This is a genomic window from Polaribacter sp. Hel1_33_78 (genome assembly GCF_900106075.1).
GTDB lineage: Bacteria > Bacteroidota > Bacteroidia > Flavobacteriales > Flavobacteriaceae > Polaribacter.
In genome coordinates this window covers 745,943-762,222 of the sequence record NZ_LT629794.1, presented here as the reverse complement: position 1 = coordinate 762,222, position 16,280 = coordinate 745,943, and the positions used below count along the sequence as shown (strand labels likewise).

The following is a 16,280-nucleotide window of genomic DNA, read 5'->3' as shown; positions in this document are numbered from 1 at the left end:
TACGTCGTGCTCCACAAAAATCCAGCATTCAAAACAACAAAATAAACAATGGATATTTTCTTAATACTAATAGGACTTGTATTTCTAATACTAGGGATTATTGGTTCATTCTTGCCCGTTTTACCCGGACCTTTAACAAGTTGGATAGGCCTATTGCTATTATACATGACAAAAATTATTCCTTTAGATTGGACATTTCTAGGAATCACTTTAGCCATTGCTGCATTCATATGGGGCTTTGATTATTTTATTCCTGCCATCGGAACAAAACATTTTGGAGGCACAAAATATGGGGTATATGGCACCACAATTGGTTTAATTATAGGATTGCTATCACCGATTCCTTTTGGAATGTTATTGGGTGCTTTCTTTGGTGCTTTTTTCGGAGAATTAATACACGACAGTAAAGACACCGATAGAGCTTTAAAAGCTTCATTTGGTGCCTTTGTAGGTTTTTTAGCTTCTGCTACTATTAAATTTTCAATAGCCGCAGTGTATCTAGTTTTATTCTTAGGAAAGGTTTGGGAATATAAAAGTGAATTCTTTTAAACCGCTTACTCTTTTTCAGCCATTTTCTTTACATAATCAGTGATGATTACAATCTGCGTGGGACCAACTTTACCTTCTATATATTTAGCATTTTCATGATCTAAGGAAATTCTTCTTACCGCAGTTCCTTGTTTTGCGACTAAACTAGAACCTTTTACTTTTAAGTCTTTAATCAAAACCACAGAATCTCCAGCTTGTAAAATAGAGCCATTAGCATCTCTGTGAATGATTTTTTCACTATCATCTAAATGATCTCCAGATTCTTTTGCAAAACGTAAATCATCGTCTTCCATATACATCATCTCCAACAAATCTTTTGGCCAACCTTCATTTCTTAAACGAGACAACATTCTCCAAGCAACTACTTTTACAGCTCTGCACTCACTCCACATAGAATCGTTTAAACAGCGCCAATGATTTGCATCTGTATCATCAACATTATCAATTTGGATACTACAAGTTTCACACGCTAACAAACTTCCATCAACTCCACCTCCACCCGTAATTGATGGTTTTACGTCGTAAATTGATAAATTATTTGTTGACGCGCACAATTCGCACTGGTTTCCACTTCTAGTTTGTAAATCTTGTTGTAAACTCATTATATTTTTTTATGTTGATGTTGGCAAAAGTAGTGTTTTAAATTAGTTTTGTCGTTCCCAAGAAGCTTGTACTAAACATAGTAAAATATCGGGAATGTCAAAATAGTTATTCTATTTCCAAAGAAGTAAATTTAAATTTGGTGCCATCAAACAATCCTTTATCACTTAACTTTAAAGACGGTATTACCAAAAGTGCCATAAAAGACAAACTCATATAAGGCGCGCGCAATGTGCTTCCCATTTGTTTTGCCATTGTATCTAATGCTGCATAAGCTTTTCCAATCTCTTCAGCAGATTTATCTGACATGATTCCGGCTACTGGTAAGGAAACAATTTTTTCTTCAGATGCATTTACGGCGCAAACGCCTCCCCTATTTTCAATAATTAAATTTACAGCTTTGCAAATCGCTTCGTCAGAAACTCCAATGGCAATAATATTATGAGAATCATGCCCTACAGAACTTGCAATGGCACCTTCTTTAATTCCGAAGTTTTTAATGAAAGCAATTGCTGGTGCATCATTTTCATATCGATTTACAACCGTCATTTTTAAGATGTCTGTGGCCGTATTTGAAACTAAATTTCCATCTATAATTAAAGAATCTGCTGCTATCTCATTCGTCACCAATTCTCCGTCTAAAGCCTCAATGACTCTAATTTTTTCGGATGACGATGCAAATCTAAAATCTTCTACTTTCTTTGTATCAGTATCAAAATTATTCAAAACATCAAAAGGAACAGACTGCACAAAACTTTCTCCGTTTTTAGCAACTAATTCTCCGTTAATGTAGGTTTCTAAAACATTGAATTCTTTTAAATTATCAACTAAAATAAAATCGGCAGCATCTCCTTTTTGCAACAAACCAACCTCTAAATTATAATGTTTTACAGGATTTACACAAGCCGCCTGTAACACTTTAAAAACATCAATTCCTTTGGCAACTGCGCGTTCACATAATTGATTAATGTGCCCTAACAACAAATCGTCAGGATGTTTATCATCTGAACAAAACATCATATTTTCAAAATGTACTGGCAACAAATCAATTAAAGCTTCGAAGTTTTTTGCGGCACTCCCTTCACGAATTAGTACCTTCATTCCTTTTTGCAATTTTTCTAAAGCTTCTTCATAGGTAAAACACTCATGATCGGTAGAAATTCCTGCAGCAATATATTTGCTAACATCATCTCCTCTTAAGCCTGGAGCATGACCATCAATGGGTTTATTATTGTTTTTTGCATGTTGAATTTTTTTTAATACTTCCGTATCATCAAACAAAATACCCGGGTAATTCATCATTTCTGCCAAATATTTGATATTTGGGTTTTCCATCATCAATTTAATATCATCAGCATTAATTACAGCACCGGCACTTTCAAAAGAAGTGGCAGGCACACAACTTGGCGCTCCAAAATTGAATTTTAACGGAACTTTATTTCCGTTTTCAATCATAAAATCAACTCCTTTTACGCCCAAAACATTGGCAATTTCATGCGGATCAGAAACCGTAGCTACCGTTCCGTGTACAATAGCAATTTTTGCAAATTCAGAGGGCACTAACATGGAACTTTCAATATGAATATGAGCATCTACAAAACCCGGTAAAATATAATTTTCTACTGCGTGATTTACTTCTCGGATAGCCGAAATATTTCCATTTTCTATAATCACTTCACCTTTAAAAATTCTTTTATTAAGAATATCTACAATGTTCCCTTTTACATTCATAATCTTGCTATATTTAGAACAAATTTACAAAGAATAAAAAGGGTTTTTATTCAACTTTATCCTATTTTTAAATTATGAATTACGCTCAACAGAAAATAACCATAGCAGAAGCAGAAAAAATTCTTTTTGACTTGTTTAATATCAAAGGAACTGCATCTTCTTTACCCGGTTATGTTGATTTTAATTTTAGAATTAAAATAGAGAATGAAGAAAGCTATATTCTAAAAATTTCTAGAGTTGAAGAAAACAAAAAGTACCTAGAATACCAGCAGCACTTATTGCAATTTATTGAGCATAGTGGTGAAAAATTAATTGCTCCAAAAGCGGTTACAGATAAAAATAACAATTTAATTTCTGAAATTAAAGATCGTTTCGGCAAAACGCGTTGTGCACGTTTACTCACCTGGGTTTCTGGAAAAGTTTGGAGTGCTGTAAATCCGCAATCCGCAGATTTACGTTGTAGTATTGGAACGCAATGTGGTATTTTAACAAAAGCATTGCAAGGTTTTACGCATCCGGAAGCGCATTATAATTTTGAATGGGATATTGCCCAATCTCTTTGGACAAAAAAGCACCTACATTTATTTGAAGCTCCTGAAAAAGAAATATTAATGCTGTTTCAACATAAGTTTGAAGCCTATCAACCCTCCTATACCAGTTTAAGAAAAAGCATTATACACAATGATCCAAATGACAATAATATTATTGTTACCAATAACCTATTGCAACCAAAAGCAAAGGCAGCAATAGACTATGGAGATGCCATGCATACACAAACCATCAATGATCTAGCAATACTCTGTGCCTATGGTACAATGGGTCATCATGATCCTTTAGAGGCGGCTCTTGCATTTATAAAAGGCTATCATTGCTCTTTTCCTTTGTTAGAAAAAGAATTAGCTCATTTATACAATGCCGTTGCTATGCGGCTTGTAATTATTGTTACCAGAGCTGCCATGAGTAAAATTGAGGAACCAGACAATGAATATCTATGGATTAGCGAAAAACCAGCTTGGGAAGTACTATATAAATGGCACGAAATTTCTGACGATTTTGCCCATTTTAGTTTTAGAAATGCATGTGGTTTTTCTGCACACCCGAATGAAACTGAATTTGAAAAATGGTCACAAAACAATACGTTTAAATTATCAGAACTTTTTCCTTCAATAAATAGAAATGAAATCCATCATTTAGACTTAAGTGTTTCTAGTACTTTTCCCGGTCATCAACAAGAGTTTAATAATTTAGATCTATTTCAATTTAAAATTGACCAATTACAGAAAGAAGTTCCAAATAAAATTTTAGCGGGTGGTTATTTAGAACCAAGAAATTTATATACTTCTGCAGAATATGACACGGTTGGTAATTACGGTAAACAAAGCAGAACAATTCATTTAGGAATTGATTTTTGGCTACCAGAGAACACGCCAGTTCATGCGCTTTTTGATGGTGAAGTTGTTGTTGCTGTTGATGATGCTGGCAATAAAGAATATGGAGGTTTAGTAATTTTAAAACATCGTCAACAAAATTTTAGTTTTTACACCTTATATGGACATAATACTGTTAAAAGTGTTCTAAAACACCAAATTGGCGATACCATTAAAAAAGGAGAGCAAATATCAATTTTAGCCAATTATCCTGAAAACGGAAATTGGGCACCTCATTTACATTTTCAAGTAATGCTATCTTTATTAGATTACAAAACAGACTTTCCTGGAGTTGGGTATTTTAACGAAACTGACGTTTGGAAAAGTCTATGTCCTAATCCGAATTTGTTATTTAAAATTGATGGTTTTAAAGAAAATTTAATTCCTGTTTCTAATGAAATTTTAGCTTTTAGAAAACAGCATTTAGGCAAAGGCATGAGTTTACAATACAAAACGCCATTACACATTGTAAAAGGTACTAATCAATATTTAATTGATGCTGTTGGACGCAAATATCTAGACACCGTAAACAATGTAGCACATGTTGGTCATGAAAATTTTAAAGTTGTAAAAGCAGGTCAGAATCAAATGGCCTTATTAAATACAAACACCCGTTATTTGCATGAAAACATCAATACACTAGCGAAAGAAATTCTCGAAACTCTCCCCAAAGAATTGTCATTTTTACATTTTGTAAATTCAGGAAGTGAAGCAAATGAGCTCGCTATTAGAATGGTTAAAACGTGTACAAATTGTGATGAAATTATGGCTAGTGAACATGGGTATCATGGAAACACAAATGGTACGATAGGTATTTCTTCCTATAAATTTGATGGAAAAGGCGGAAAAGGAAAACCTAAAAACACGCATATTTTTCCAATTCCTGATGCTTTTAGAGGGAAATATCGAGGAGAACATACTGCAGATAAATACGCACGAGAAGTGCAATTTTTAATTGATGAAATTCATCAACAAAACAAAAAAGTTGGTGGTTTTATAATAGAACCTATTATTTCTTGTGGCGGACAAATTGAATTACCAAAAGAGTTTTTGCAGCAAGCGTACAAGAAAGTAAAAAAGGCGGGTGGTTTGTGTATTTCTGATGAAGTACAAACTGGCATTGGAAGAATGGGAAAAACTTTTTGGGGATTTCAGTTACACGATGTCGTGCCTGATATTGTAACTATTGGAAAACCATTAGGAAATGGGCATCCAATTGCAGCTGTTGCTTGTACAAAAGAAGTCGCAGAAAAATTTGCAAACGGCATGGAATTCTTTAATACCTTTGGCGGCAACCCTGTTTCTTGTGCCATTGGCACCGAAGTTTTACGCGAAGTAAAAAGAGAAAATCTACAAGAAAATGCATTGAATGTTGGTGCGTTTTTAAAATCTGAATTCATAAAATTATCTCACAAATTTCCAATTATTGGAAATGTTAGAGGCCAAGGTTTGTTTTTAGGAATTGAATTGGTAGATATAGATTTAAATCCGCTTGCAGAACAAACAGATTACATTATCAATAGAATGAAAAAACATGGAATTTTAATGAGTTCTGATGGTCCAGATCATAACGTCATCAAAATAAAACCTCCACTTACATTTACAAAAGAAAATGCCAAAGAGATACTTTTTTACATAAAAAAAGTTTTTAATGAAGACTTCATAAAAAATAAACATTAAAATATAAATCATACCTTTAAAAATAAATAACAAAACCCATAAATATGCGTAAAATTCACTTAATACTTGTTCTATGTTTATTTTCACTGAGTGTTTTATCACAAAAAAAAGAAACTAAAGATTCCAAAAAATGGGATGTAAACAATCCTCATAAGGATTGGAAGTACAATACTTTTAATTTAAAAACAACTGAAGGAACCTGGATGAATTTAGATGTTTCTCCAGATGGAAAAACCATTGTTTTTGATTTGCTAGGTGATATCTATACAATGCCTATTTCTGGCGGAACAAGCACCATTTTACGTTCAGGTTTAGCTTATGAAGTTCAGCCCAGATTTAGCCCTAATGGAAAATATATTTCTTTTACAAGTGATGCTGAAGGTGGTAATAATATTTGGGTAATGACTGCAGATGGTAAAAACGCAAAAGCTATCACAAAAGAAAAATTCAGATTATTAAACAATGCTGTTTGGACACCAGATGGAAAATCTCTGGTTGCAAGAAAACACTTTACCTCATCACGCTCTGTGGGTGCTGGGGAGATGTGGCAATATCCACTTTCTGGATCAGCAGGGTTGCAAATCACAAAAAGAAAAAATGACCAACAAGATGTAAATGATCCCTCTGTATCTCCAGATGGTAAATTTTTATATTATGCTGAAGACATGTATCCCGGAGGATTTTTCCAATACAACAAAGATCCAAACAAACAGATTTACGTCATTAATCAATATAACTTTCAAACAGGAAAAACAGAAAGAATTACGGGCGGCCCAGGAGGAGCTGCAAGACCAGTAGTTTCAAGAGATGGTAAATTATTGGCCTTTGTAAAACGAGTGAGAACAAAGTCGGTTTTGTATATTCATGAATTAGAAACTGGCAAAGAATGGCCTATTTATGAGCATTTAAGTAAAGATCAAAGTGAAGCTTGGGCTGTTTTTGGGGTATATCCTCATTTTGCTTGGATGCCAGACAATAAAGATTTGATTGTTTGGGCACAAGGAAAAATTAATAAAATTAATATTGAAACAAAACAAATTTCAAATATTCCTTTTCAAGTAAATCAAGAAATAAAATTAGCTAAAACACATCGTGTTAAAAGAAAAGTTTTTGAAGAAAATTTCACTTCAAAAATGATTAAAAATGCGCAAACTTCACCTGATGGAAAAACACTTATTTTTACTTCTTTAGGGCATATTTATAAAAAAGAACTGCCAGAGGGAACACCTGCAAGAATTACAACTTTATCTGATTTTGAAGCTGAACCTAGTTTTTCTTCAGATGGAAAATCAGTGCTGTTTGTAACTTGGAATGACGAAAAATTAGGAGCGATATACAAAGTAAATTTAGATGGTTCGGGTCTAGAAAAAATTACAAAAGAAAAAGGGATCTATAGAACTCCTGCTTCTAATAGTGATGGTTCTAAAATTGTGTACAGAAAAGAATCTGGGAATGGAGACCAAGGTTTTGATTACACTAAAAAAACAGGAATTTACATTGCAAACGCAGATGGAACGTCACCAAAAAGAGTATCAAAAAATGGTGAATTTCCAGCTTTTTCTTCAGATGATAAAAGAATATTCTTTCAAACAGGAGGTTCGTTTTTTGGAGGATTGACAAAAAAATTAAAAAGTATTGATTTGAATGGTAAGGAAGAAAGAAGTCATTTTTCATCCAAATTAGCCAATAGATTAGTACCCAGCAAAGACAACAAATTCGTTGCTTTTATTCATTTACATAAATTATTCGTTGCTCCTTTTGTGATGAATGGAAGTGAAATTAACGTAGATCAAAATACAAAATCTTTCAAAGTAGAAAGTTTGTCTAAAAATGCAGGAATCAATTTGCATTGGTCCGCAAATAACAAAAAAATACACTGGACTTTGGGTGATGAATATTTCTCAAAATCTATTGTAAATAATACTACTAATCCTTTTGCAAAAACAAACTTAACAACGGATAAAGCCACTGGCATTAAAATTAACTTAAAAGAGAAATCTGACATTCCTGAGGGAAGAATTGCTTTTAAGAATGCACGAATTATTACGATGGATGGGAATGAAGTGATTGAGGATGGAACGATTATCATCAACAAAAACAAAATAGAAAAAGTTGGTAAAACAAGTATTATTACTATTCCTTCAGATGCAAAAGTATTTGATATGAATGGAAAAACCATTATGCCAGGAATGGTAGATGTACATGCTCATGTTGGTGCTTTTAGAAACGGATTAAGCACTCAAAAACATTGGCAGTTTTATGCAAATTTAGCTTTTGGCGTTACTACTTCTCATGATCCTTCTGTTCATACAGCAGCTGCTTTTACCTTAGAAGAATTGCAAAGAAGCGGTCAACTAGTGGGACCGCGACTATTTTCTACAGGATTTATTTTATATGGTGCAGAAGGCGATTTTAAAGCTGTTGTAAATAGTTTAGAGGATGCGCGTTTTGCAATTGCAAGAACCAAAGCTTTTGGCGCGAAATCTATTAAAAGTTATAATCAACCCAGAAGAGAACAACGTCAGCAAATTATGCAAGCTGCTAAAGAGCTAAGCGTAAATGTAGTTCCTGAAGGTGGCTCTAATTTCTACTCAAACATGAGTATGATTTTTGATGGACATACCGGAATTGAGCATAATATTCCTGTAAATCCAGTGTATAAAGATGTCTTATCACTTTGGAAAAACAGTAAAACTGGTTATACTCCTACTCTAATCGTAAATTATGGAGGAATGAATGGAGAGATGGAATGGTATCAAAAAAGTAATGTATGGGAAAACAAAACACTTTTAAAATATACACCAAGATATGTGGTTGATGCCAGATCTAGACATAGAATTATGATTCCTGAAGAGGAATATCAAAACGGACATATTTTAACTTCGGAAACGGTTACTGCTTTGGCAGATGAAGGTGTAAAAGTAAATTTAGGTGCACATGGCCAATTGCAAGGCTTAGGTGCGCATTGGGAATTATGGATGTTACAACAAGGAGGATTGAGTAATCATGAAGCCCTAAAAGCAGCTACTATAAATGGTGCTGGCTATATTGGTGTTGCTGATGAGTTGGGTTCATTAGAAAAGGGGAAATTAGCAGATTTGATTATCATGGATAAAAATCCTTTAGAGAATATTAAAAACTCAAATTCTGTAATATACACAATGGTGAATGGACGTTTGTACGATGTAAATACCATGAATGAAATTGGAAATTACAAGACAAAAAGAAGCAAATTTTATTTTGAAATGGATGGTTATAATCAAGGAGTGCCTGTAAATATGAAAACCAATAGTTTTACAACGCCTACTTGTAGTTGTCATTAATTTGTTATTACACGGAGATACGACGTGGCAATATTTTTATTTGTAGTCTTAATCTTGGGATTACCTCGGTCATGCTTTCTAGGTAATGACGGTGTGCGTGTGTATGTGTTGTCATTAATACATTGAAAATTTAATATCAATTTTTAAACTCAAAACTTTCTATCTATATGAAAAGGGCTTAAGTCTAAAGATCTTTTTTTATCTGAAATAATTTCTGAAACCAATTTACCCGTAGCTGGACCTAAGCTCCAACCCATCATGGCGTGGCCCGTTGCAAAAGTTACATTTTTACATTTAGATGATTTGCCTATGTATGGCAATCCATCAGGAGAACAAGGTCTTAAACCACATTTTGCCGCTTCTTTTTCTTGCTCATTAACCCTTAAATTAGGATAATAAGATTCAGCTGCTTTGGCAATTGCATTGACACGAACAGGATTTATAATATCATTTATTCCGCCAATTTCCATAGTTCCTGCAAAACGTGTAAATCCGTTCATAGGCGTTACAGCTACTTTTGCTTCCATTAAAATAGCTGGAATGGTAATATTTGTCTCACTTTTTGTGTTCAATCGGTATCCTTTTCCTGCCTGAATAGGAATATCAACGCCTAATTTCTTTGCTAAATTTTGCGACCAAGAACCTGTAGCAATTACAAATTCATCTGATTTTATATGAAGATTGGTTGTTTTAATTCCTGTTATTTCCTGATTAGCAACCATAATATCTAACACCTCTTCATTGCCTAATATACTTACTCCGTTCTTTTTTAAATAGGTTTTTAATTGCGACATAAACTCATTGGGCGTCATATGCGCATCCGAATGATAATAGACAGCACCTTTGATATTTAAGTCTACATTTTTTTCAATTTTTTGAACTTGTTCTTTTGATAGGTTTTCTACTTTTAAACCCTCTTGAATTGCTCTCTGGCCCACTTTCCATTCTTCTTCGCCTGCTTTTTCTGTTTGATAATACATCAACAAACCTTTGTGCTGATAAAAAAAATCAAAATCACCAGAAGATTTTAAATCTTCATATAATTCTCTGCTTAATAAATTAATATCTTTTATCACAGGAATTGCTTTCTCTACTTTTTGGGCTGTTGCCGATTTTTTAAAAGCCCAACTCCACTTTAGAAAATCATAATTCAATCTTGGTTTTACATAAAACGGACTTTCTGAATTAAACATCCACTTGATACCTTTATTAATCATTCCTGGTGCAGCTAAAGAAATAATATGACTTGGTGTAATATAACCTGCATTTACATAAGATGCACCTGATGTAAAATCTGATTTATCAACTACAGTTACTTTATGCCCTTCTCTTTGAAGATAATAGGCTGAACATAAACCTATAATACCACCACCTATAATGATTACACTTTTTGCCATTTTATTTTTAAATTAAGATGCTCAATAGATTCTAAAATATCTTTATAATGATTTGATTTCACCAATCAAATCACCTGAAAACCCAAAGCGTAAGGATCATCTTGGGTATCAATTGTAATTATATTTTTTCCGTAGATTTTTGCCCAACCTTTTATACTGGGTATAATTGCTGATTTTCCAGCTAATAGTGTTTCTTCTTCTACTACGCCTGTAAAAGTGCTACCAATAAAGCTTTCATGAATAAATTCTTGACCAATTTTTAGTTTTCCTTTAGCATACAATTGTGCTAATCTTGCAGATGTTCCTGTTCCACAAGGACTTCTATCAATAGCTTTATCACCATAAAAAACAGCATTTCTTCCATGAGAAGTTGCATCAATTGGTGTTCCTGTCCATAATAAATGTGTTACATTTTTGATGCTTCCATGATCTGGATGTATAAATTTATCTGGATATTTTTCGTTAATCCGATCTCTAACAACTTGTGAATATTGAATAATTTTTGCGGCTGTAAAATCTTGAATACCACTAAAATTTTTCTGTGGATCTACAATGGCATAATAATTTCCACCATAAGAGACATCAAAAGTAATTTCTCCCAATTCAGGGCATTCTACGCTTAAATTTTCTGCTGCTAAATAACTTTTTACATTCGTTAATTTTACCCAATCTACTTTATCATTTGTTCGCTGATATTCAATTTCTACCAACCCTGCAGGTGCTTCCATTTTTATTTTACCCGGTGTTTTTGGAATAAACAACCCCTCTTCAATGGCGATAGTAATGGTACCGATGGTTCCATGACCACACATAGGTAAACAGCCGGAAGTTTCTATAAATAAAATAGCAAAATCATTTTCTGGATTGTGAGGTGGATACAAAATTGATCCACTCATCATATCATGACCTCTTGGTTCAAACATCAAACCTTTACGAATCCAATCATATTCTTTCAAAAAATGCAAACGTTTTTCGTTCATTGTTTCCCCAATTAGTTTTGGTCCTCCGCTTTTAATTACTCTTACAGGATTTCCACAAGTATGCGCGTCTATACAAACAAAAGTATGCTTACTCATTTTTTCTTTTGTTAATATGATTATTGATTCTACCTTCTAAAATTGCTAACGTAACTGTGCCTTGTTCTAAAACTACTTCGTGAAAATCTCTAATATCAAATTTATCTCCTAATTCTTTTTCGGCTTTTGTACGCAATTCTCTAATTTTTAATTCGCCAATTTTATAAGATAATGCTTGTCCGGGCCAAGAAATGTATCTGTCTGTTTCTGTATTAATTTCATGTAAAGAAAGCGCTGTGTTTTCTGACATATACGTTACAACTTGTTCTCTAGTCCACCCTTTTGCATGAATTCCTGTATCTACCACTAATCTGCAAGCGCGCCACATTTCATACGTATACTTTCCAAATTGTTCGTAAGGTGTGGTGTACATTCCCATTTGATCTGCTAAAAACTCAGAATATAAACCCCAACCTTCACCATAAGCAGATAAATATAAATTTCTACGAAACTGGGGAATTGAATCTCCTAATTCGTTATTTAAACTTCCTTGTAAATGATGACCAGGAACCGCTTCATGCACGGTTAAAGAAGGCAAAGTATACAAAGTTCTGCTTGGTAAATCATACGTATTTACCCAATAATAACCGGGCTCTGTACTATTTTTCGAAGTACCTACATAACGTCCTCCTGTATATTTTGGTGCAATTGCATCTGGCACAGGTGCAACCCCGTAAGGTTTTCTTGGCAAGGTTTTAAAAAATTTTGGCAATTGCGCATCTGCTCTTTTTGCCATATCCCTGGCGATCATTAAAATTTCTTTTGGTGAAGTTGCGTAAAATTGTTTGTCGGTTCTTAAGAATTCAAAAAAGTCTGCAAAACTTCCTTTAAAGTTTAGTTCCTTGATTATTTTTTGCATTTCTGCTTTTATTCTAGCGACTTCTGTTATACCAATTTGGTGAATATCATCAGCAGAATATTGAGAACTTGTTGTGTAAAAATCAATTCTATTTTTATAATAAGCTTTTCCATTTAGCGTTTCTGAAACACCTAAAGTTGTTCTTGTTTTTGGTAAATATTCAGTTTCAAAAAAAGTTTTGATTCTTTTAAATTCAGGAACTACAATTTGCTCAATAGTATTTTTTGCAACTGTTAAAACAGAATCTCTTTGACTCTGATTCAGACTAGCTGGCAAATTTTGAAATGGTTTATAAAATGGACTTTCTTTAAAATCATTAACAATATGATCATTATATGTAGATTCATATCCTTCAAAAATAACTTTAGGCTGCGAAACTCCTCTTTCTAAACCTTCTCTTAAATTCACGAAATGCTGTTCTACAAATTCTGTTAAACTGTTTAGTTTTCTCAAGTATTCTTTTACTTCCCAATAATTATTTAAAGGTCTAATTTGATAATTTAAACTACTATGAAAACCAGAATCCGACAACAAAGGATTAAGAAACCTTTCAAATTTATAATAATCAATTTTATCTTGTAACACGAATTTTAGCAGCTTCGCTGAAATTTGATCTGTTTCAGAAAGTTCATTTATTTTAATACAACCAAAGTATTGCATTTGGTCTTCTGCATATTTTGCTTCTGCTTTGTAATATTCTCTTGTAAATAGCCCCAAAGGATACTCGTCTTTGTCATAAGATTCTCTTCCTTCATAAGATTCAATCATTATCTCTAATTCTTTGATAGAACTATTACAAACTTCATCTGAACCATTACATGAATAGAATAGCACAACCACTAAAAAAAATAGCACTTTAAAAACTCTCATACACTATGTTTTATTTTTTTACTCTTGCGCCATCAACTGACCTAAAAATTTCTAATGGATTTTCATTTTGCAATTCTTTTGGCAATAGATTATTTGGCCAATTTTGGTAGCTAAATGGTCTTACCCAACGTTTTATAGAAGTAATACCTACTGCAGAAAAACGACTATCTGTAGATGCAGGATATGGGCCACCATGCACCATAGATTCGCAAACCTCAACTCCTGTTGGAACTCCGTTAAAAATAATTCTACCAACTCTATTTTGTATTGCAGCAATTACTTTTTGAAAATTAGTAATTTCATCATTATCAGAAATTATAGTACCTGTTAATTGGCCTTCTAAATTTGCAATAATGGTTTCTAATTCTTCCTTATTGGCGCATTCAACCACCATAGAAAAAGGACCAAAAACTTCTAAATGCAAAGTTGGGTTTTCTAAAAATGATTTTCCGTCAACTGAGACAACAGCCTGTTGTGCATAATTATTTTGAACATCTGATTCATAATTTGCAGTTATGGACACTTTAGCTTGAGCAACTACTTTATCTTTATTTGCATCGTATCCTTTTTTAATATTTGGATGCAACATACAAGAAGGATTTATATCCATAATTTCTTGTGATAAGTGATTTATAAAGACACTCAAAGAATCACTTTTGATACCTAAAATTAAACCAGGATTTGTACAAAATTGGCCTACTCCTAAAGTAATAGAACCTGCGTATGTTTTTGCAATTTCTTCATTTCTATTATCTAAAGCTTTTGGTAAAATAACCACAGGATTGATGCTCCCCATTTCTGCAAAAACAGGTATTGGTTCTTCTCGTTTTGCTGCTATATCCAATAATGCTCTTCCTCCTTTTATACTTCCTGTAAAACCCACTGCTTTTACTTTTGAATGTGCCACTAGCTCCTGACCAACTTCTATTCCGCTTGAATTTAAATTGGAGAAAACACCATTAGGCATTCCTGTTTTTTCAGCAGCTTTTATAATTGCTGATGCTACCAATTCTCCGGTTCCAGCGTGCATTGGATGTGATTTTACAATTACAGGGCAACCTGCTGCTAACGCAGCAGCAGTATCTCCACCAGCAGTGGAATAGGCTAAAGGAAAATTACTGGCTCCAAAAACTACCACGGGTCCTAAAGCGATATTCATTTTACGAAGGTCTAGTTTTGGCATTGGTTCTCTATTTGGTTGCGCTGTATCTATAGTTGCTTCTACCCAAGACCCTTCTGCAACCAACGTTGCAAAACTTCTTAATTGACCAACAGTTCTTCCTCTTTCCCCTTTTGCTCTGCCCTCAGGTAAGCCTGTTTCTGAACAATACATTTGTATTAATGTATCATCTAAAGCTAAAATTTCATCTGCGATTGTGTTTAGAAACGTTGCTTTTTTTATTCCCGAAATAGTACTGTATTCTTTAAAGGCTTCTGACGCTAAATTTACGGCTTCTCTAATTTCTTCTGATGACGCTTCTGTAAAAACAGCATCATTTTCTTTGTTTAATTCTGGATTAAAGGTTTTAAATGTATGGTCTCCTTTAGCTGATTGTAAATTGCCTATATAGTTTTTTCCTGTCATAATTTTATTTGAGATTTGCTCATTTGTGTTAGGTGTTGAAACGAAATCCTTTTTTAGCCTATTTGAAATAGCGTCATTACGAGGAACGAAGTAATCTCTTTTAATTCAGAGATTTCCAAAGTTTACAAAAAAGTAAACTTCGCAATGACAACTATAAAAAGATATAGTGAAAAACCCGACCTTTGGGTAACACCCTACTTCTTTATAAATTTTTGTAATCTGGTAATGTTGGTCTTAGTGCCAAAGCATCTGTAATTATTTTTTCTATTCTCGCTCTTTCTTCACCTTGCAACACTAATCTTGGCGCTCTAACATATTCATTTCCAATACCTGTATGAACCGATGCTGTTTTAATATATTGCACTAATTTTGGATGAATATCTAACTCCAAAAGCGGCATGAACCATCTATAAATTGTAATTGCTTCTTGAATTCTGTTTGCTTTGACCAACTCATAAATAGCCACAGTTTCTGCCGGAAAAGCGTCTACCAAGCCTGCAACCCAGCCATCTGCGCCTAAAACCAAACTTTCTAAGGCCAAAGTATCCACACCTGTCATAATTGCTAATCTGTCTCCAAATTTGTTCTTAATTCTGGTAATATTAGTAGTATCTCTGGTAGATTCCTTGACTGCTTGAATATTCGGACAAGCATCTAAAAGCTCTTGAAACATGTCTAAAGTTACTAATAATTTATAATCTACTGGGTTGTTATAAATCATAATGGGCAAAGAAGTGCTATTGGCAACGGTTTTAAAATATGTTAACACTTCTGCATCACTAGCTTTGTAGCGCATAGGAGGTAACATCATTAAACCACTTGCACCATCTGCTGCTGCTGTCTGTGCCAAAGCAATTGCCGCTTTTGTAGTCTGTTCTGCGATATTCATTAAAACAGGTACTTTTCCATCTACAAAGGCAACCGTTTCTTTTGTTAACCTTCTCCCTTCTTCATCTGTCAATGTGCTGGCTTCTCCTAAAGTTCCTCCTAAAACAATACCGTGAACTCCAGCATCTAGTTGTGCTTGGATGTTTATTTTAAACATTTCCATGTCTAACTCATCAGTAGAAGTAAACTGTGTTGTTACGGCTGGCATTACGCCTTTCCAATTAAATTTCATTTTTATGCTTTTTTATATATGCTAAAATTAAAGAAATCAAGTTTTTAAAAATAGCCTTAAATT

Annotated in this window: 10 protein-coding genes; 3 read left to right on the top strand and 7 right to left on the bottom strand. The window is 33.6% G+C overall.

All coding sequences use genetic code 11. The annotated features are described in order from the left end of the window. Positions 1–48: 48 nt before the first annotated feature. Positions 49–549 (top strand): DUF456 domain-containing protein, encoded by a 501-nt coding sequence (locus BLT88_RS03295; protein WP_091952977.1) that lies wholly within the window; start codon positions 49–51, stop codon positions 547–549. Positions 550–554: 5 nt separating this feature from the next. Here BLT88_RS03295 and BLT88_RS03290 read toward each other — a convergent pair whose 3' ends face one another. Further along, entirely contained in the window at positions 555–1,151 is a 597-nt protein-coding gene (locus tag BLT88_RS03290; protein ID WP_091952975.1) for an alkylphosphonate utilization protein, read from the bottom strand. Between the two features lie 106 nt (positions 1,152–1,257). Continuing rightward, entirely contained in the window at positions 1,258–2,880 is a 1,623-nt protein-coding gene (ade, locus tag BLT88_RS03285) for an adenine deaminase (RefSeq protein ID WP_091952973.1), read from the bottom strand. Positions 2,881–2,954: 74 nt separating this feature from the next. Here ade and BLT88_RS03280 point away from each other — a divergent pair, with 74 nt between their 5' ends. Continuing rightward, entirely contained in the window at positions 2,955–5,987 is a 3,033-nt protein-coding gene (locus BLT88_RS03280; protein ID WP_091952971.1) for an aminotransferase class III-fold pyridoxal phosphate-dependent enzyme, read from the top strand. A gap of 44 nt (positions 5,988–6,031) precedes the next feature. Next, complete coding sequence (locus tag BLT88_RS03275) at positions 6,032–9,310, top strand: amidohydrolase family protein (protein WP_091952969.1); 3,279 nt, start codon at positions 6,032–6,034, stop codon at positions 9,308–9,310. A 149-nt stretch (positions 9,311–9,459) separates the two neighbouring features. Here the strand turns inward: BLT88_RS03275 and BLT88_RS03270 are convergent, their stop codons facing one another. The 5 genes from BLT88_RS03270 to BLT88_RS03250 all read right to left on the bottom strand — a co-directional run bounded on the left by BLT88_RS03270 (position 9,460) and on the right by BLT88_RS03250 (position 16,217). Beyond that, positions 9,460–10,707, bottom strand: a complete 1,248-nt coding sequence (locus BLT88_RS03270) for an FAD-binding oxidoreductase (RefSeq protein ID WP_091952967.1) — start codon at positions 10,705–10,707, stop codon at positions 9,460–9,462. A 65-nt stretch (positions 10,708–10,772) separates the two neighbouring features. Next, the gene (locus tag BLT88_RS03265) at positions 10,773–11,783 is read right to left on the bottom strand and encodes a 4-hydroxyproline epimerase (RefSeq protein ID WP_091952966.1); all 1,011 of its coding nucleotides are present in this window, start codon (positions 11,781–11,783) and stop codon (positions 10,773–10,775) included. Next, positions 11,776–13,512, bottom strand: coding sequence for a DUF885 family protein (locus BLT88_RS03260; protein WP_091952964.1), 1,737 nt, complete (start codon positions 13,510–13,512; stop codon positions 11,776–11,778). The genes BLT88_RS03265 and BLT88_RS03260 overlap by 8 nt, the downstream gene beginning before the upstream one ends. Before the next feature lie 10 nt (positions 13,513–13,522). Then, the gene (locus tag BLT88_RS03255; RefSeq protein ID WP_091952963.1) at positions 13,523–15,100 is read right to left on the bottom strand and encodes an aldehyde dehydrogenase (NADP(+)); all 1,578 of its coding nucleotides are present in this window, start codon (positions 15,098–15,100) and stop codon (positions 13,523–13,525) included. Positions 15,101–15,299: 199 nt separating this feature from the next. After that, positions 15,300–16,217: a dihydrodipicolinate synthase family protein gene (locus tag BLT88_RS03250; RefSeq protein WP_091952962.1), complete on the bottom strand. Its 918-nt coding sequence runs from the start codon at positions 16,215–16,217 to the stop codon at positions 15,300–15,302. Positions 16,218–16,280 lie beyond the last annotated feature (63 nt).